The organism is Pilosibacter sp. YYHA0881 (assembly GCF_051602715.1).
Lineage (GTDB): Bacteria > Bacillota > Clostridia > Lachnospirales > Lachnospiraceae > Alitiscatomonas > Alitiscatomonas aceti.
Genome location: NZ_CP175657.1, coordinates 359887 through 378402, shown reverse-complemented (window position 1 = coordinate 378402; position 18516 = coordinate 359887). Strand labels below are relative to the sequence as shown.

Here is an 18516-nt window from a genome sequence, read left to right as displayed (position 1 = left end):
GTATAAATAAAATATTATTTATTTATCAGTATCGCCTTATGGACATAAGACTACCTGTATCCTATTATAGCAATTTCCCGATAAAATGCAAATGCAAAAATGCCTGTTTTAGGTATTTTATTACGAACAATATCGCTTTTGCGCCTCTGTTTTCCGCCTTCCGGGAACGATTCCGTATCGTGGAATTTGCCCACTCACTCTTCCAGGTCCCCATCCTGCTCCCTGCCCAGCGGTACCCTTATAAACGGAAAGCAGAAAACGGCACAGCCAGGCGTTTTCGTTTTCCGCCGGCCATGCCGTTTTTATCAATCTTCTCTGGGGGCAATGAAGCCCATATCGGATGGTCCACCCGGTTCCGCCGTATCCGGGGCTGCCGATGTGTCCTCAAAGCCCGGGCCCACCTGGCTGTCTCCTCCGGGACCATCGCTGCCGCCGGGGCCTGCGTTCCCGCTGGGGCTGTTATTCTCTGTGGAGGGTTCGATCACATCGCCGGGACCTGCATTCTGGGCAGCCGGCTCCGATGAGCCCTGGGCTGCGGTGGGGCCGGTCTGGCTTCCCGTCTCCTGGGATCCTGCGGAAGAAGACTGGCTCTCTCCTGCTGTGCTGCTCTCTGAAGAACTCTCGCCTTCCGGAGCTGCCACGCTTCCAGAGGTATTCCGTTTGATGGTGGCGGGCTTTCCATTATACGTGCTGTTATGGAAAAACTCGTCGCTGATCACTTCGCCGTTCTTTTTAGTGATCAGGTTGGTCACCCAGCGGCTTCCGGGAGTGGCCGCCTTGGCCTCCACCTCCACACCTGGCTGAAGGGTGGGGTCCTCTTCATAGGTGGGTGCCGGAGGATCCAGCTCCTTCACCTTTTCTGATTTCATGGACAGGGTCACGCCCTCCTCCAGGATCGGATTCCCATAAATGGAGATGGTCAGCTTCCGGTCTGAGAAGCTGGTCTTGATGCCCACTGCCGTTTTCGAATTATTCACAAATTTCATATCCGGGCCGGAATGGCCGTCATAGCTTACCATGGCGTCCTCGCCGGGAGTCACATAGGAAGGCTCATAGCTGTGGGCATGGCGCTCGGTGGTCTTCAGTCCGGAAAATACCACTGCATTATACAGGGTGGATGAAACCTGGCACACACCGCCGCCCGGCTCCTCCACCAGGACGCCGTTGACGTATGCGCCTGCCGGCCGGTAGCCCTTATCTGTGGTCCGGTTTCCAGTGGTCAGGTTAAAGGAAAACTCCTCACCCGGCTGGATGATCTTTCCATTTAAGGCAGCTGCTGCCAGACGGACGTTTTCATTCCTGTCCTTATTGGCAGTGGTGGTGGTAGTATATGTACCCAGCTTCTGGAAATTTTCCCTGGCCTGAGCTGCGGTGATCTCCGGAGCCGTTTCCTCCACCTCCGCAGTGATCACTGCGTCATACTCTCCCGCTGCGGTGCGGGCCACGATGTCATTTTTCAGTTTTTCTTCGTTGACAGCCTTCCCGTTCTCTCCCTCAGCAAAGGTAAACTTCCCACTGGCCGCATCGAATGCGGAAATTGAGCCGTTCTTCGCCTTTACATTCCAGGCTCCGGCCAGAGATGCCGCCTGGGCTGCTGCCGCTTCTTCCAGGCCGTCGGTGGGAATCTCATAATCTGCGGACTCGCCCTTTTTAAAGGCCTCATCCACCACCTTCTCCACGTTTTCTTTTAAAAGGTTCTCCAGGGCCTGCTCCTTTTCCCCACAGACCACCTTCATCTGCCAGTCCATGGATTCCAGGACCTTTTCCACTGCAGCCGTTTTCGTCATCCCATGGACAGAAACACCGTTGACAGTGATCTCTGCTTCCAGCTCAGTCTCCGGCTCTGAGGAGGTCTCTTCTGCGGAGGTTTCCGTACCGTCCGTTTTGGAGCAGCTACGGACTCCCACGGCCACACAGAGGATCAGGATAATGATCCCGATCAGTATAAGAAGGATCTTTGCAGCATCTGGTCCCTGGCGGCGACGTCTGCCCCGCCTCTTATTTGAGGACGTACCCCGGCCGCTTCCCAGATTTCTGGCATTCTGGACCGCCAGGATACGGTCAGCGTTACTCTGTCTGGAGGAGCTGCGGCCCCGGTTTCCCGAAGACCCTGCCCGGCTCTGAGAGCTTTTTCCTGTTCCCCGGGACGTTCTGTTTCTGTTCAAATCGCTCATTTCTTCACACCTTCAAAGGCCCCTGACGCTTTTGGGGCGCTGTTTTCTCTACATGTCAGAATCATGCGAGTACTAGTATAACACAAATAGCGAAAAATGGAATAACAGAATTCTTAAATTTCTTTCACAGTTTCAATAATTTATGTTACACTATTGTTACATAAATTTTGAAAGAAGGGATCCCATTGAAACTGATCGATCTGCACGTCCACTCCACTGCCTCCGACGGCTCCTTTACGCCGGCAGAGGTGACGGCCCTGGCCCGTGAGGCAGGACTGACCGCCATCGCCTTAACGGACCATGATACCGTTTCCGGTGTCGGAGAGGCCCTGGCGGCCGCCGGCGATTTCCCGTTGGAGGTGGTTCCCGGCGTGGAGCTCTCCTGTCTGTATAAAGAAAAAGAGATCCATATCCTGGGGCTGTATATTGACCATACAGATAAAGCCTTCCTGGATTTTCTGGATCAGGCGGAAATAAAAAGAAACAGCCGCAACCAGCTCATGCTGGCCGCCTTCCAGAAGGACGGCTTTCCTATTACTATGGAGGACCTGGTCATGGAAAATCCGGACACAGTGGTCACCCGGGCGCACTTTGCCAGGGCCCTGGTTAAAAAAGGGTGCGTCTCCTCTGTGGACCAGGCCTTTAAAAAATACCTGGATCCGGACCGGCCTTATTACAGAAAACGAGAGATCATCACGCCAGCAGAAGCCATCCAGGCCATCCGGAACGCAGGAGGTTTTCCGGTCCTGGCCCATCCCTGCCTTTACAGGCTGGGCTGGATGCAGACCGAGGAGCTGGTGCGGAATTTGAAGGAACTGGGCCTGGGCGGCATGGAATGCTGGCACTCCTCCAATTACGCAGAGGAGAGCAGCAAGCTCTGCCGGATGGCAGACCGGTACAGCCTTCTTCCCACCGGCGGCTCCGACTTCCACGGGGCGGCCAAGCCCGATATCCGGATCGGAAGCGGACGGGGGAATCTCCAGGTCCCGGCGGAATATCTGGACGCCCTGAAGCTTGCCATGTTTCTTGGACAGTAAAAGCCCGGCCTAAGCCGGGCCCTCCTGGTCCATATTCTCCATGACCGCATCCACGGCCTTTCGGACGGCCTCTGAAAGAACGGCTGCCAGCCGGTGGTCTTCGCCGCCGGAAATGACTCCCGCCACAGCCTCCCCATGCTTTGCGATCCCCGGAAAATAAAAGCTGCAGTTTTCCTTTTCTGATGCATCGTTGACCGGGATCCCCAGGAGACGGCAGTCCCGCACCACCGTTTTATTGACTCCGGCTCCTGCGGCCGCCAGAACGAAAAGGGGGCGGGTCAGGGGACGGCCATCCATTCCCAGAGGATCGGTCTCCTCATACGTTCCCTGGAGCCACCGCACAGTCTCCGGCATTTCCTTCTCCATTTCTTTTATGTCTGTTACAGCCTCCGGAGCCACTGCCAGGATCCGGCAGCCAAATTCCCTTAAGACCCGGATCCGCCGGGCAGCAATGGGGCCGCCGCCCACCACCAGGATCTCCTGGCCCCAAAGGTCGATGAATAAAGGAAAATACGCCATTGCTTACAGATCCTTCAGATACAGGTCCGTCAGACTGTACCGGGTATTCCCTTTATAACCTGTGACCGTATGGGCTGCCGCCAGGGAATTCAGCACTGCCTCCTCAGTGGCCTCTGCCGCCGCCTCGAACACATCATCCAGCATGGCCTCGTTCATCACCGCCGCCGGGATCACGGCCCGGTCCTCTTCCTTCCTATATACATTTCCCGTGGAGAAGCCCAGCATGATATCCCCGCTTCCATGGCCCATGAAAGAACCGCATCGGGAAAGGCCCACACCGGCACGCCGGATGATCCGCTTTAACTGACGGTCGGATACAGGAAGATCCGTTCCCACCACCATCATGATAGACCCCTCATCCTTTCTGGCTTCCTCGATCTTCCCACTGAGCAGTTCTCCCATGGGCTTTCCATCCAGGACAAAATGCTTCGTCTTTCCAAAATTAGACTGGACCAGCACGCCGACCACATACGTTTTTCCATCCAGCTCCACCAGACGGGAGGCGCTGCCGATGCCGCCCTTCATCCCAAAGCAGGTGGTTCCCTTTCCGGCTCCCACGTCGCCCTCTTCAAAATCCCTGCATGCGCCGTCGATGGCGGCGCGCACCTCCGGGATCCCGATGACCCGCTCTGTGATCTTATTGAGACTGGCGTCGTTGCACTCGCCCACCACTGGATTCATGGAGGTGAGCTCCACGCCGTCCCTTTCACACTGCTCCACCATATAATCCACCAGCGCGTCATGGACCTTTCCCACGTTCAGGGTATTGGTCAGGGCAATGGGCGATTCCAGGGTGCCCAGCTCCTCGATCTGGGGGATGCCGGCGGTCTTTCCAAAGCCGTTATGGACAAAGGCCGCTGCCGTCAGCCTGGAGGCAAAGATATTCTCCTCACAGGGAAGGATCACCGTTACCCCCGTTTTATGTTCCTCTGTGTCCACCGTATAGTGACCCACCCGTACTCCTGGCACGTCTGTCAGCTTATTTAAAGCTCCCGCAGGGTGATCTCCAATTCTGATTCCATAGTCCCGGATCCTTTTTTTCATTTTTCCTATACTCTCCTTTTCCCGTTGACCGGTTCATTCTATTTTTAATAAATTTTCCTTCTGATATTGTTAAATTTTTATCTATTTCATCCATTGCCATCTGGCGCCCACTCTGGTACAATAAAGTATGTTAAATGATTAACACAAACCACAGACTTTCCAACAGGAGGCAATGACTTATGAAATTAAAGCTGAAGAACATCTCCAACCTGGACGCATTTTTCCACGTGATCAACCAGTGTGACGGTGCCGTTGAATTAAGCCTTCCGGAAGGAGGTTCCGTAAACCTGAAATCCCGGCTGAGCCAGTATTTTTCCATGGCTACTGTTTTTTCCAATGGAAACATCCGGGAGCTTGATATTACCACGCATACACTCTCCGATTCGGAGCGCCTGATCAATTACATGGTACAGGGCTCATAAATCCTTTCTCTTTTAAGATGGCCTGGAGCTGGTCCTTTGTCGCGAAGAACGTGCCCTGGGCCATTTGTGCGCTTCCCCCTCCTCTTCCGTTTAAGAGCCCGTTAAGCTCTCTGGAGAGCCGGCGCATATCGCCGTCCCGGCTCCCCAGTACATAGAGGAAGCTGCCCTCTGCGGCTCCTCCCAGGGCCAGGACGGTCCTTCCTTTCTTTTCCTCCAGCAGCCGGTTTACCAGATGTCTGAGCTGGATGGCCTCAAAATCCGGTTCCAGAATAAAAATATCCCCATCCCCTTCTTTTATATCCCTTACCTCACTGGCAATAAGCTTGTCATAGGCTGCCACAAGTTTTTCCTGGAGCTTTGCCTCTTCATCCTTAAGCTTCTCCACAGCTCTGGAGATCTCACCAGGCCGGGCTGACAGCAGTACAGAGATCTTCTGGACCTGGTCCCGTTTCCTCTCATAATCCTCCACGGCCCGTTTTCCGCAGAGAAGAGAAATACGGACACCTCCCTTATAGTGGATCATGGAAAGGAACTTCACCAGTCCGATCTCACCGGTGCGCTCCACATGGGTGCCGCAGCAGGCACAGACGTCGCCTCCCGGAATAGACACGATCCGCACCGCCCCGGTCAGCTCCTTTTTGCTCCTGTATTCCATGGCGTCCAGCTCATCCTTTTCCGGATATACAGCGGATATCTCCAGATTCTCCCAGATCATTCCATTGGCCTTTTCTTCAATGGCCATCAGATCCCCCCACTCCAGAACTCCGTTGAAATCGATGGTCACCTCATCGGTCCCCATATGAAAGCCCACGTTGTCATAGCCGAACCGCTGGTGGATCAGGCCGGATACCAGGTGCTCTCCAGAGTGCTCCTGCATATGCTGGAATCTCCGGTCCCAGTCGATGACGCCTCTGACCATCTCGCCCACAGGCAGCGGGCCGTCCGTATAGTGGACCACCTGGCCGTCCTTTTCATGGACATCCGTTACCCGGACATTTCCCAGGAGCCCTGTATCCGCTGGCTGGCCGCCGCCCTCCGGGTAAAACGCCGTGGCAGAGAGGGTGATCTCCCATCCCTTTTTCCCCTCCTGGCAGGAAAGGACCTGGGCTTCAAATTCCTTTATATACGCAGAATCATAATACAGCTTGTTCATTGGAATTGCCTCCTCGTTCAGTTTAACCAGTTTCCATTATATCATGTCCTCCCTTCTTTCTCAATTATAACGCCGGGCAAATTTTCCTGGATTTTCAAAATTACAGGGAACTATGACAAGCAGGCCCACATATCATAGGAGTGTAAACAAATAATCCTCTGGAGGACTTAAAACATGAGTGATTTAGCAGCTACAAATTGCGGATGCGGATGCGACACCAACAATACGGCCTGCGGATGTGGATGCGGGAGCAACAGCAACATTCTCTGGATCCTGATCCTTCTCTGCTGCTGCGGCGGACATAGCGGATGTGGAAATAACTGTGGATGCGGCGGCAGCTGCGGATGCGGCTTTGACAACAGCTGCATCTGGATCATCCTGCTTCTCTGCTGCTGCGGCGGCTGGGGAAACGGCGGCGGCTTCTTCTGCTGCTGATCCGTAAGATCCAAAAGGCGGGCGGGCGCTGGTCCTGCCCGCCTTTTTCTGTCCGTTCACCGGGATCCGGTTTTTCCTTCGTCTTCCCGGTCCACCCTCTTCTGCGCCTTTTCCTCCGGCTTCCTGGATCGTTTTCCATTTCCGCCTCCCATCCGGTTTTCCCTGTACCGCTCAAAGTCTTCATCGATCTCGTAAACGCTGTTTCCATCTATAACAAGTCTGTATGACATATGATCCCCTCCTGTCTATCCATACTATTCCCCGATCCCCGATCCCGTGCCAGACTTCCGGTTTCCTGTCATTTTCTCCCTTCCGGCCGCATATATTTTCACCAGTAAAAGGAGGCTTGCCAATGAATGAAAAAGATTTAATGCTGACCGATCTGGACTATGCCATCGGGGACCGCCGCATGCAGATGCTGAAGGCTGCCATCCCCTACATGGAGATCTCACAGCAGCGGGCCCTGTCCATGTTCATCAAATGGAGGGAGCTGGTGCGGACCATGGAATTTTTCAATGAGAACGGAGACGGAATGATGAGTGTCTGTTCCCTGGAGAAGGGCCATACATCTCCAGCTGATATGCTGGCAGCCGTAAAGCCCTACGCCGGTCCCGGCGAGCAGGAGATCATCGATCTTCTGGTGAACGCGGCATCCTTTAAGGGCAGCAGGAACGGGGCCGGAGGCCGCAGCCCTTTTTCCATGGACCAGCTGATCTCCCTTCTTCCGCCGGATACCCAGTCCAGGCTGGAAACGGTCCAGCTCATGATGCAGACTCTGGGACAGGTTTAATATAAGGAGGTTTTATGAGCAGAGCATTTGAAAATGATCCAAGATTAAAGCATATGGACCCGGGCAGGCTTTCGGCCCTCCAGTCCCTGGCAAAGGAGCTGGAGGCAGCTCCCGGCGATCAGAAAATGGCGGCCTTCCTGTCTGCAGGCCAGAAAGCCGCCAGGGAACACGTATCCTTTTCCGCAGAAGAACAGGAGCTGCTGATCCAGATCCTGATGGAAGGCATGTCCGGCGAGGAACGGAAAAAAGCAGAAGCCGTCCGAAAGCTTGCAGGACGGATACAGAAAAACAGACCCGGTGCATAACAAAAAGGGGGTGCCGCGGAAACAGGCTGTATAATCCTGTTCCGCAGCATCCCCTTATCAGTATCATTTTATAAATATCCTGTTTAACCGTTGTCCAGGGCCGCGCCCTGCCGGATCACATTCCCTCCAGATCCTCCACCTCTCCGGCGATCATGATCCGGGTGTCCTGGTCGATGGACTGGATCAGCATACGCACATGGGACTGGGAAAGCTGGATACCGGAAAAGGTATCGTCCTCGGTGCTGGCCTGCTGGCAGTTCACCACCAGAGCCGGATAAGCGTCTCCCTCTGTCTCCGGCTTCAGGATCATCCCATAATTGGAAAAGGCCTTCATTTCACCCAGGCGGACGGCCTCCTTCGTTCCGGGACCTTCCTCCCCGGCCGTATAAATGGCTCCAAAATCTTCATCCTCCGGATCTGTGATCCAGTAATCCTTCTGGCTTAACTGGCGGTAGGAAACCAGGCTTCCCGGATCGCTTTCCAGGCCAAAGGCACTGTCCAGCCGGTATACGCCGTAAATATCCTCGTCCTCTCCAGAGCCTCCGGAAATATAGCAGTTGACGGCAAAAACCTCTCTCCAGCCTCCGTCCGCACATCTGGAATAATAGAAGAGGCGGGAATTCCCAGCCAGCTCACGGCTGGAGGACTGGGCCCTTTTCCCGTTCCGGGTCTGTACAGGGATCTCCTCACTGCTCTCCATCTCCAGGTTATTGATCACCAGGATCAGGCTTTTGGAATCGCCTGCAATGCCCATCTCGTCGATCCAGCGGCCCTTATCCTGCTGGGTCTTCCAGGAAAGATCCACCGGCACCTCATCCTCCCAGAGAGTCTCCGGCTCCAGAAGGATCGTGTCCACTGCCTGCTCCTTCACCGCACCGAAAGCAGGGACCATGAGGACCACAGATAAAACCAGGGCTGTCACGGCTGTAAGTGATGTATATAAACGCTTATGCATAAATAAAAATCTCCTCCCATCCCGACCATATTACCATACTTTCCACGAAATGTCACTGTCAAATCCTGTCTACCACAAAATTGCCACATTTTAAACAGCCTTATTTTCCATCTCTTCCCCTGGAATCCTTATACATGGAGATGGTACCGATGCTCTCCCGGGCCTCCAGGATCTGGTTCCGCAGCCGGGTGGTATCCTCCGGGCTGCCGACAGCTGTAAAATATGCGATCAGATTGGTCAGCGAGAAAAAACCCAGGACCGAGTTGTAATAATAGAGGTCATGGTTATCATAGGTGAGCACCACCGTTGCATAGGCAGCCACCGGCGATGAGATCTTATCGGTGATCACGATCTGGGGCACCCGCTTCTCATTGAGATATTTTACTGTATTCACCACATGCTTTGCGTACCCTGGGTTACTGAAGATCACTGCCACATCCTCCGGGCCTGCATGGATCAGGTGATCGATGTAGAGCGCGCGGCTCTGGGACCCCAGATCCTCCACCCGGATCCCAATGGTCATGAGCCTCCGGGTCAGATACGCCGTCCCCACTGCTGCCAGCTCGTTTCCAATGGCATAGACCGTGCCGGCCTGGCGGATCAGGGATACTGCCGTCAGCACCTGCTCCAGCCCGCACTGGGAATATGTATTTTTAAGCACCTGAAGCTCGTTGGCCACAAATTCCTTAAACATGGCTTCATGATCCAGCTCCCTGGTTCCCGTCATGCTGTGGGCACTGGCAGATCTCAGAGTCTCGTTTCCCAGGAGCCTGGCCTGGAGATGGTCCCGCAGATTCTTTTTCATATCCACATAGCTGTCAAAGCCAAGCTTTCTCGCAAACCTGAGGACCGTCACCTCTGTGACCCCCAGGGCGTTTGCCATTTCCCGCAGCGAATAAAAGCAGGCCTCATCGGGATATTTATACATATAATCTGCGATCCGCTTCTGTACCGGGCTCAGTTCCCCGTATTTCTCATTTACCGCCTCCAAAAAACTCATGGGTCATCCTCGCATCTTTCTGTTTTGTAATCATTATACACAATTTCTTAACAAAAAGTCCAGCATTTTTGTAACATTTTCCCTGTTATGCATAAGAAAATATAAACCTCCATGGACAGACGCAAAGAGGCCGCTGCAAAAGGATTCTGCAGCAGCCCCTCTTTATGCTTTTTAATTATTTCTGCACAATGTTTACGATCTTTCTGGGAACGTATATCTCTTTCACAATGGTGCCTGTGAGCTTATCCTTCACAGCCTCTTTTCCTGCCGCGATGGCCTCCTCTTTGGAGATCTCGGCGGGAACCATGATCACGCCTCTGGTCTTTCCATTGATCTGGACAGCGATCTCGATCTCATCGTCCTTCATGGCCTCCTCGTCGCATTCCGGCCATGTGGCATGAAATACGCTGTCTGTGCCGCCAAGCTCTCTCCACAGCTCCTCGCCCAGGTGGGGAGCAAAGGGAGCCAGCAGGATCACGAAGGTCTTTAAGGTCTCCTTGTCGATTCCGCCCTCTTTCTTTGCCAGCTCGGAAAGCTTGTTGTTGTACTCCATAAAGCCGGAGATCACTGTATTTAAGCTGAACTGGTTAAACCGGGTCTCAATATCGTAGACCAGCTTATGGCGCAGCTTCAGCATCTCCTTTGTTTCCTTCACATCCTTGTCCTTATTGTCAAGGACCAGGTTGTAGAAACGCTTTAAGAACTTGGAAACGCCCTCGATGCCGCGGTCATCCCACTCGGCGTCTAATTCCGGCGGACCCACGAACAGCTCGTACATTCTCAGCGCATCGCAGCCGTAGTCTCTGACCAGATCGTCCGGAGATACCACATTGCCCTTGGATTTACTCATCTTGATGCCGTTCTTTCCGGTGATCATGCCCTGGTTGAACAGCTTTTTAAAGGGCTCGTCAAAATCCACCACGCCGATGTCATACAGGAACTTGGTGTAGAACCTGGAGTAAAGCAGATGGAGCACCGCATGCTCTACGCCGCCGATGTACATATCCACCGGAAGATACTTGTCTGCCTTCTCCCTGGATACCAGCTCCTTATCGTTTTTGCTGTCCACATACCGTAAGAAATACCAGGAGGAACCGGCCCACTGGGGCATGGTGTTGGTCTCTCTCTTGGCCGGACCGCCGCAGCAGGGACATGTGGTGTTGACCCACCAGTCGATGGCTGCCAGAGGAGATTCCCCGGTGCCTGTGGGCTGGTAGCTGTCCACCTCGGGCAGTGTCAGCGGAAGCTGGTCCTCGGGAACCGGAACGTTGCCGCACTTGGGGCAGTGGATGATGGGGATCGGCTCTCCCCAGTAACGCTGCCGGGAGAATACCCAGTCACGGAGCTTATAGTTGACAGTCTTTCTTCCGATGCCCATTTTCTCGATCATCACCGGCGCCTCTTTTTTAAGGACAGAGGACTCCATGCCGTTCCAGTCGCCGGAATTGATCATGGTACCAGAGGCTTCCGTATAGGCCTCGGTCATATTTTCGATCTCTTTTCCGTCCTTGGCGATGACCTGGATGATCGGGATATTGAATTTCTTTGCAAATTCAAAGTCACGGTCGTCGTGGGCCGGTACGCACATGATGGCGCCGGTACCGTAATCGGCCAGCACATAATCAGACAGCCAGATGGGGACCTTTGCGCCGTTTAAGGGGTTGATGGCGTAGGTTCCTGTGAACACGCCGGTCTTTTCCTTATCCTGGAGACGGTCCACGTTGGATTTCATGGAAGCATCGAAAATATATTTTTCAACGGCCTCCCGGGTCTCGTCAGTAGCCAGGTCCTTTGCCAGCTTATGCTCCGGAGCCAGAACCATGAAGGTAGCCCCGTGTAAGGTATCCGGGCGTGTGGTGTAGACTGTGATCTTCTCATCCCGGCCTTCCACAGGGAATTCCACCTCTGCGCCGTAGGATTTTCCGATCCACTCGGTCTGCATCTTTTTAACCTTTTCCGGCCAGTCCAGCTTGTCCAGATCGTTTAACAGCCGGTCTGCGTAGGCCGTGATCTTAAGCATCCACTGACGCAGGTTCTTTTTCGTCACCGGAGTTCCGCAGCGCTCGCAGCAGCCGTTGACCACTTCCTCGTTGGCCAGACCGGTCTTACAGGACGGACACCAGTTGATGGGGAATTCCTTTTCATAAGCCAGACCCTTTTTGAACATCTGGACAAAGATCCACTGGGTCCATTTATAGAAGGCCGGATCTGTGGTATTGACCTCCATATCCCAGTCATAGATGGCTGCGATCTCACCGATCTGGCGCTTGATGTTGGCCACATTGGCGGCTGTGGATTTGGCCGGATGCACGCCCATTTTAATGGCGTAGTTTTCAGCCGGAAGGCCGAAGGCATCCCAGCCCATGGGATGGATCACATATTTTCCTTTTAAAAGCTGGTAACGGCTCCACACATCAGAGATCACATAGCCTCTCCAATGGCCAACGTGAAGGCCGCTGCCGGACGGATACGGGAACATATCCAGGCAGTAATATTTTTCTTTTTTTCCATCGTTTACGTTGATGGGATTCTTTTCCCAGTTTTCCCGCCATTTTTTCTCAATGGCGGCATGGTTGTACTGTGCCATGACGATTTCCTCCATTTCCTTTGGTACGGATCACCAGTGTATATGCCTCGCCGGGAACGGAACTTCCCAGTGAAACAAAAATGCCCCAGGTCTCTATCCATTCATAGAGACGTGGGGCTTGATTCACACGCGGTACCACTCTATTTCGTGAAGGCCCTGGGCTTTCACGCACTCATTTCCTGGTAACGGTCGGACCGGCTCTGCCTACCCAGAGACTAAAAATCCCCTTCAGCATGCAACTCCGAGGCGAGTTCAGAATTTCACGGAAACCGCTTCGCACCACCCAGCGGCTCTCTGGATCCCATTCCGTCCCTACTGCTCCTCTTCTAAGTTTTTGAACTGGAATTTAATGTATCATATTTCGGTTTTTCTGTCAAGTGCCGGAATCCATTGCCCCTGCCTGCTTTTGTACGGATGGCTCCCAGCTTTGCCGATCTCACTGTATATTGAGGGAGGCATACAAATATGGTAAAGTAAGGTTGGACAATAAACCAGAGTTTGTATGGGAGGGAAACATGGAAGTAAGAGAATTATTAAATGCATTAATTATTGCAGAAAGATTGAAAGATACAACCAGACATTGTTACACATCAAAAGGAAGACATGAAAGTGTGGCAGAACATAGTTGGATGATGACTGTAATTGCTTTTTTATGAAGAACGAATTCCCAAATGCCGACATGAATAAAGTAATTCAAATGTGCATCATTCACGATTTGGGAGAATGCTTTACAGGAGATATTCCCGCTTTCATGAAAACAAAAGAGCATGAATGTACAGAAGAAAATTTGCTTAATGAATGGGTTGAATCATTACCAGAAGCTACTCAAGTGGAAATGAAAACACTGTATAAAGAAATGGAAGAAAGGCAATCGATTGAATCAAAAATATACAAGGCAATAGATAGCTTAGAAGCATTGATTCAACATAATTTATCTGATATATCAACATGGTCTGAAAACGAATTCACATTGAATTTAACTTATGCAGATGACAAAGTGGACTTTTCAAAATATTTATCTGATCTAAGGAACGCCATTAGAGTGGATACTATTAATAAGATTAATAAATAAAAACTGACAATTCCATTTTATCGGACTGTCCGTGCAGAAAAGCACCTCCCTTCGTCATAGCGGCGGAGGAAGGTGCTTTATTGTTCCGGTCCCTCCGGGAGCCCCTACCGCTTCAAGGCCATCAGCGTCCCCACGATCCCCATGATACACAGAAAGATCGCGGCCATCCTCTTTTGTCCTTTGCTCACGCCTTCAGCCTCCTTTCCTTCCGGTCCCAGGCTGCTCCCCCAAAAGCCCGGTCCGGTGATGGATCTAAAATCATTTGACTATTTCCATGAACCAGTTTATGATGGTAAGGCACAAATGATAAAAAACAAAACCACAAGGGGGATTTTTACTGCTATGGAATACGTTCACAATCTGATCTGGCTCTGTCCCATGCTGTTTGTCGCCGGATTCATCGACTCCATCGCCGGAGGCGGCGGACTCATTGCCATGCCGGCTTATATGATGTGCGGAATGCCCATGTATTACGTATATGGATGCAATAAGTTCCAATGTGCCTTCGGAAGCACCGCCGCCGCATATAAATACTTTAAAAGCGGCTGTCTGGATCTTAAGATCACAGCCGTCAGCGCCGTTTCCTCGTTCCTCTGCTCCTTTTTAGGCACCCGGATCATTTTTTACCTCACCGACGCCCAGATCCGGTCCATGCTCATGGTACTGCTGCCCCTGACCGCCGTTCTGGTGATCTTCGTGAAAAACGCCTGGAGCTATACGGCAAAGGAGCAGTCTCTGACGGCCCGGAACATTCTCATGGCCCTGATCACTGGCATGACCATCGGCCTTTACGACAGCCTTTACGGTCCCGGCGGCGGCACCATCGCCATGCTGCTCTTTACATTCCTGTTCCACTATGATATCCGCACCAGCTCCGGGAATGCAAAGATGGTCCTGATCGTCTCCAACTATACCGCCCTCATCAGCTACATCCTTTCTGGAAACGTTCCCTTTGCCATCGGCATTCCCTGCGCCGTATGCAACGTCCTGGGAAATTACATCGGCGCAGACTTTGCCGTGAAAAACGGAGCAAAGATCATCCGGCCTGTGATGATCTGCGTGGTGGTGGTGCTGATCGTAAAGCTGCTGCTGGGCAAATAAGGCAGCAGCCTCTGTTCCTTTATTCCATTTCCAGAAATCTTTCCGCGATCTTTACAAACATGGCCGATCCGATCCAGAGCACATCCTCGTCCACATTGAACCTGGGGTTATGATGGGGGACGTCGGTGTGCTTTTCCGGGTTGGAGGAGCTTAAGAACATGAAGGCTCCCGGCACCTGGTTGAGGAAATAGGCAAAGTCCTCGCCTCCCATGTTGGGCGCGTCCACACGGTCGATGACGCGGCTCTCCCCGACCACCTCTCTTGCACAGTCTGCTGCCAGAGCCGCCATCTCTGGATCACTGATCACCGGCGGAGCTCCCCAGATCATCTCATACTCCACTTCACCGCGGAAGGTCCTGGCCGTGGCCTCCGCCACCTCTTTGATCCGTCTGGCCAGTTCCTGGCGGACGTCCTCCTCCAGAGCGCGGATGGTCCCCTCGATCAGAGCTTCCGATGGGATCACATTGTATGCGAACCCGGCCTCCATATGGCCGATGGTCAGCACTGCCGGCTTCGTGGCCGCGATCTCCCTGGCAACGATCTCCTGGAGATTAATCACAATATGGGAAGCGATATTGATGGGGTCCACGCCCTTTTCCGGTGTGGAGCCATGACAGCCGTTTCCCTTTACCCGGATCACGAATTTATCGAAGGACGCCATACAGCAGCCCGGCGTGCATACCATGGTTCCCGACGGAATGTCTTTAGAAAGTATGGTCCCGATATGGGTGCCGAACACTGCGTCCGCCCCCTGGATCCCGCCTTCCTTTATGGTGCGCTCCGCTCCTCTGGAGCCCTCCTCATCGGTCTGGAATAAAAGGCGGACTGTGCCTGGGATCCGTTCCTTATTTTCACTCAATACCCTGGCTGCCCCCAGGAGCATGGCCGTATGGGCATCATGGCCGCAGGCGTGCATGATCCCCTCATGCCGGGAGATATATTCCACCTCATTGGCCTCCTGGATGGGCAGGGCGTCCATATCGGCCCGGAGGGCAATGGTCTTTCCCGGCTTTCCTCCCCGGATCTCAGCCATAAGGCCGCTGTCGCTTTTATTTTCAGTAAATGGGATCCCCATTTCTGTCAGCTTCTTCATTACGTATGCCTTGGTCTCCGGCAGGTCTCCCCCGATCTCCGGGATCTGGTGCAGGTCCCTGCGCATGGTTACGATCTCATCCTGTAAATCTTTACAAATTTCCCACATATTTTTCTCCTTTTCGTGTCCGTCTGCTCCAGTATATGCGTTCCCAGCCTTGGCGGGCATCTGCCGGGACCGTACTGCAAAAGTCCCCTCCCCAGGATTTCTGAAATTTTCCGAAACCCGGGAAGGGGACCGCTTATTTCCGTATCTTAGGATTCGGAAGAATCAAGGCTTGCAGCCCTTGCTTCCACTTCCTTTTTCTGGACATCGCCAGGAGCCTGCTCATAACGGCTGAATTCGTAAGAATAAACGCCGATACCGCCGGTCATGGAACGGAGATCTGTATTATAGCCATAAAGCTCCGATACAGGCACGTCCGCTACGATCTCCTGCTTTCCTCCGTGTAAGGAGTTCATTCCCAGAACACGGCCTCTTCTGCGGTTCAAGTCTCCCATAACGTCGCCGGTATACTTATCCGGAACCACGACCTTTAAGGAGGCGATGGGCTCTAAAAGCACCGGACCAGCTTCCATAAAGCCCTTCTTGAAGGCCAGGGTCGCAGCCATCTTAAAGGCCATTTCAGAGGAGTCCACCGGATGGTAGGAGCCGTCCAGAAGAGTAGCCTTGATGCCGACCACCGGATATGCGGCCAGCGGGCCCTTCACGCAGCATTCCTGAACGCCTTTTTCCACTGCCGGGAAGTAGTTCTTGGGAACTGCGCCGCCGAATACCTTTTCCTCGAATACATACGGTGTCTCCAGATCGCCGGAGGGCTCAAAGGACATTTTAACATCGCCAAACTGACCGTGACCGCCGGACTGCTTTTTATATCTTCCGGGAGCCTCTACCTTTTTACGGATGGTCTCGCGGAACGCAAATTTCGGTTTGGAAAGCTCCACTTCTACCTTATAACGGCTCAGAAGCTTGCTTACAACTACCTCCAGTTGCTGGTCCCCAATGCCGTAAAGGAGGCTCTGGCGGTTCTCCGCATCGTTGACAGCCCGTAAGGTCAGATCCTCTTCCATAAGCTTTGACAGGGCGCTGGAGATCTTGTCCTCGTCTCCCTTTGTTTTTGCTGTATAGCGCATATACGTATACGGTGTGGAGATCTTCGGCTTATGGTAAACGATGGGGGCCGTCCGCAGGGCGATGGTGTCGCCGGTCTGGGTAACGGCCAGCTTGGCAACCGCTCCGATATCTCCGGCTTTTAATTCCGGGACCTCGATCACTTCCTTGCCCCTTAAAACATAAACCTTGGCGATCTTTTCTTCTGCGTCCTTATTGACGTTATAGATCGTACTGTCAGGCTTTAAGACACCAGTACAGATCTTCATCAGGGAATATTTGCCAATGAAGGGATCCACCACGGTCTTAAATACCTTTGCAGAAAGGGAGACTTCGTCGTTATATTTAGCTGTAAAACGCTCTCCGTTGGAAACGTCCACGCCGATGCACTCGCCAGCCTCATCCGGAGACGGGAAGTAGCGGTCAATGGCATTCAACAGAGCGTGGAAGCCCTGGCAGTTGATACCGGAGCCCATCATAACAGGAACGATATTGCCCTGGCAGACGTTGGTCTGTACGGCAGTATAGATCTCATCCTGGGTAAATTCCTCGCCGGAGAAGTAGCGCTCCATATATTCCTCGCTGGTCTCGGCAACAGCCTCGATCAGGGCGTCGCGGATGATCCCTAAGTTTTTCTTCGTATATTCGGGAATCTCACATTCCTCATAGTCGGACAGGTTCGTAAACCGTCTGCCTTCCATCTTAACAGCGTTTACGAAGCCGACGAATTTTTCATTTTCACGGATCGGCACCTGGAACGGGGCGATCTTTCTTCCAAACTGTTTTTCCAGCTTTAAGATCAGTTCACGGAAGGATGCATGATCATCATCCATATTGGTCACGAAAATGATCCTGGGGAGGCGGTACTCTTCACATAACTCCCACGCCTTTTCTGTACCTACTTCAATCCCTGCCTTGCAGTTTACAACGATAATAGCTGCGTCTGCAACGCTGACAGCCTCTTCCACTTCACCCACAAAGTCGAAATATCCGGGAGTATCCAGGAGGTTGATCTTAACCTTGCCTTCTGCGCCCTGGTATTCAATGGGGACCATGGTTGTAGAGATCGAGAACTGTCTTTTAATTTCTTCTTTATCGTAATCACTGATGGTATTTCCGTCAGAGACTTTTCCCATTCTCTTGGTCACGCCGGTCAGATAAGCCAGTGCTTCAGCGACTGTGGACTTTCCGGCGCCACCGTGGCCTAAAAGTACAACATTGCGGATCTGTTTTGTTCCATAAACGTCCATATTCATTCCTCCCGTACTGTTTTAGTCGTTGGTTTTCGGACAATTTCATTTTTATCTCCAAACCTATGAGGATATTCTACCAAAATTCATGCAATATTACAAGTAAAATATGCAAAGTGCACAAAATATTTTTCTAAAACATCGTGCTGATGGAAGATATGCTGTCATGGACTCCAGATTTTACTCTGTTTTTACATATCCTTGATTCATTTCATATCTCCATCCATTATACTCCACTCACCGATCAGAAAAACGACAGGAGGGCACTGAAATGATGAGAAAAAAACTTTTGATCTCTTTACTGGCTGCCATGACCGCGGCCGCCGCGTTACCCTTTTCTGCCTCTGCGGATGAATGGAAACAGGATTCCAGCGGCTGGTAGTATGAGGTCGATGACGATGACGACCGCGATGACGATTGATACCCTCTCAGAACTGATGCAGTATCTGAAATAGTTACAAAAACAGAG

Annotated in this window: 16 protein-coding genes, 1 pseudogene and 1 other annotated feature; of the genes and pseudogenes, 7 read left to right on the top strand and 10 right to left on the bottom strand. The window is 52.5% G+C overall.

Annotation, left to right across the window (positions count from 1 at the left end; genetic code table 11):
- Positions 1–305: 305 nt before the first annotated feature.
- Positions 306–2174 carry a VanW family protein gene (locus tag ACI6NM_RS01825; RefSeq protein WP_262428087.1) on the bottom strand — a complete coding sequence of 623 codons (1869 nt, stop codon included), beginning with the start codon at positions 2172–2174 and terminating at the stop codon, positions 306–308.
- Positions 2175–2359: 185 nt separating this feature from the next.
- On the opposite strand from ACI6NM_RS01825, the gene ACI6NM_RS01820 reads away from it, so the two are divergent.
- Entirely contained in the window at positions 2360–3211 is an 852-nt protein-coding gene (locus tag ACI6NM_RS01820; protein WP_262428088.1) for a PHP domain-containing protein, read from the top strand.
- A gap of 9 nt (positions 3212–3220) precedes the next feature.
- Here ACI6NM_RS01820 and ACI6NM_RS01815 read toward each other — a convergent pair whose 3' ends face one another.
- Positions 3221–3730, bottom strand: a complete 510-nt coding sequence (locus tag ACI6NM_RS01815; RefSeq protein ID WP_022274660.1) for a precorrin-2 dehydrogenase/sirohydrochlorin ferrochelatase family protein — start codon at positions 3728–3730, stop codon at positions 3221–3223.
- A gap of 3 nt (positions 3731–3733) precedes the next feature.
- Positions 3734–4774, bottom strand: a complete 1041-nt coding sequence (locus tag ACI6NM_RS01810) for a P1 family peptidase (RefSeq protein WP_022274659.1) — start codon at positions 4772–4774, stop codon at positions 3734–3736.
- A 179-nt stretch (positions 4775–4953) separates the two neighbouring features.
- Here ACI6NM_RS01810 and ACI6NM_RS01805 point away from each other — a divergent pair, with 179 nt between their 5' ends.
- A complete protein-coding gene (locus ACI6NM_RS01805) occupies positions 4954–5196 on the top strand; it encodes a hypothetical protein (RefSeq protein ID WP_022274658.1) in 243 nt (80 codons plus the stop codon).
- Here the strand turns inward: ACI6NM_RS01805 and ACI6NM_RS01800 are convergent.
- The gene (locus ACI6NM_RS01800) at positions 5171–6349 is read right to left on the bottom strand and encodes an alanyl-tRNA editing protein (RefSeq protein ID WP_022274657.1); all 1179 of its coding nucleotides are present in this window, start codon (positions 6347–6349) and stop codon (positions 5171–5173) included. The genes ACI6NM_RS01805 and ACI6NM_RS01800 overlap by 26 nt on opposite strands.
- A gap of 174 nt (positions 6350–6523) precedes the next feature.
- On the opposite strand from ACI6NM_RS01800, the gene ACI6NM_RS01795 reads away from it, so the two are divergent.
- Positions 6524–6784: a hypothetical protein gene (locus ACI6NM_RS01795; protein WP_022274656.1), complete on the top strand. Its 261-nt coding sequence runs from the start codon at positions 6524–6526 to the stop codon at positions 6782–6784.
- Between the two features lie 56 nt (positions 6785–6840).
- Here ACI6NM_RS01795 and ACI6NM_RS01790 read toward each other — a convergent pair whose 3' ends face one another.
- Positions 6841–7014, bottom strand: a complete 174-nt coding sequence (locus ACI6NM_RS01790) for a hypothetical protein (RefSeq protein WP_022274655.1) — start codon at positions 7012–7014, stop codon at positions 6841–6843.
- Positions 7015–7136: 122 nt separating this feature from the next.
- Between ACI6NM_RS01790 and ACI6NM_RS01785 the strand changes: the two genes are divergently transcribed.
- Both ACI6NM_RS01785 and ACI6NM_RS01780 read left to right on the top strand, forming a co-directional pair.
- Positions 7137–7574, top strand: a complete 438-nt coding sequence (locus ACI6NM_RS01785) for a hypothetical protein (RefSeq protein ID WP_022274654.1) — start codon at positions 7137–7139, stop codon at positions 7572–7574.
- Positions 7575–7588: 14 nt separating this feature from the next.
- Positions 7589–7879, top strand: coding sequence for a hypothetical protein (locus ACI6NM_RS01780; RefSeq protein ID WP_262427486.1), 291 nt, complete (start codon positions 7589–7591; stop codon positions 7877–7879).
- Between the two features lie 115 nt (positions 7880–7994).
- Here ACI6NM_RS01780 and ACI6NM_RS01775 read toward each other — a convergent pair whose 3' ends face one another.
- From ACI6NM_RS01775 to leuS, 3 genes are all read right to left on the bottom strand, one after another.
- On the bottom strand, positions 7995–8834 hold the full coding sequence (locus tag ACI6NM_RS01775; RefSeq protein WP_262427485.1) for a hypothetical protein: 840 nt from the start codon (positions 8832–8834) through the stop codon (positions 7995–7997).
- Positions 8835–8934: 100 nt separating this feature from the next.
- Positions 8935–9834 (bottom strand): MurR/RpiR family transcriptional regulator, encoded by a 900-nt coding sequence (locus ACI6NM_RS01770; RefSeq protein WP_262427484.1) that lies wholly within the window; start codon positions 9832–9834, stop codon positions 8935–8937.
- A gap of 175 nt (positions 9835–10009) precedes the next feature.
- On the bottom strand, positions 10010–12421 hold the full coding sequence (gene leuS, locus ACI6NM_RS01765; protein WP_022274650.1) for a leucine--tRNA ligase: 2412 nt from the start codon (positions 12419–12421) through the stop codon (positions 10010–10012).
- Positions 12422–12523: 102 nt separating this feature from the next.
- Positions 12524–12759: a binding site (T-box leader), on the bottom strand.
- 177 nt (positions 12760–12936) lie between these two features.
- Here leuS and ACI6NM_RS01760 point away from each other — a divergent pair.
- Together ACI6NM_RS01760 and ACI6NM_RS01755 are read left to right on the top strand one after the other, a co-directional pair.
- A pseudogene (locus ACI6NM_RS01760) lies at positions 12937–13493 on the top strand (HD domain-containing protein).
- A gap of 342 nt (positions 13494–13835) precedes the next feature.
- The gene (locus tag ACI6NM_RS01755; RefSeq protein WP_262427483.1) at positions 13836–14594 is read left to right on the top strand and encodes a sulfite exporter TauE/SafE family protein; all 759 of its coding nucleotides are present in this window, start codon (positions 13836–13838) and stop codon (positions 14592–14594) included.
- A gap of 19 nt (positions 14595–14613) precedes the next feature.
- Here the strand turns inward: ACI6NM_RS01755 and ACI6NM_RS01750 are convergent, their stop codons facing one another.
- The gene (locus ACI6NM_RS01750; RefSeq protein WP_438501015.1) at positions 14614–15795 is read right to left on the bottom strand and encodes an amidohydrolase; all 1182 of its coding nucleotides are present in this window, start codon (positions 15793–15795) and stop codon (positions 14614–14616) included.
- Between the two features lie 146 nt (positions 15796–15941).
- On the bottom strand, positions 15942–18047 hold the full coding sequence (locus tag ACI6NM_RS01745) for an elongation factor G (RefSeq protein WP_262427656.1): 2106 nt from the start codon (positions 18045–18047) through the stop codon (positions 15942–15944).
- Between the last annotated feature and the right edge of the window lie 469 nt (positions 18048–18516).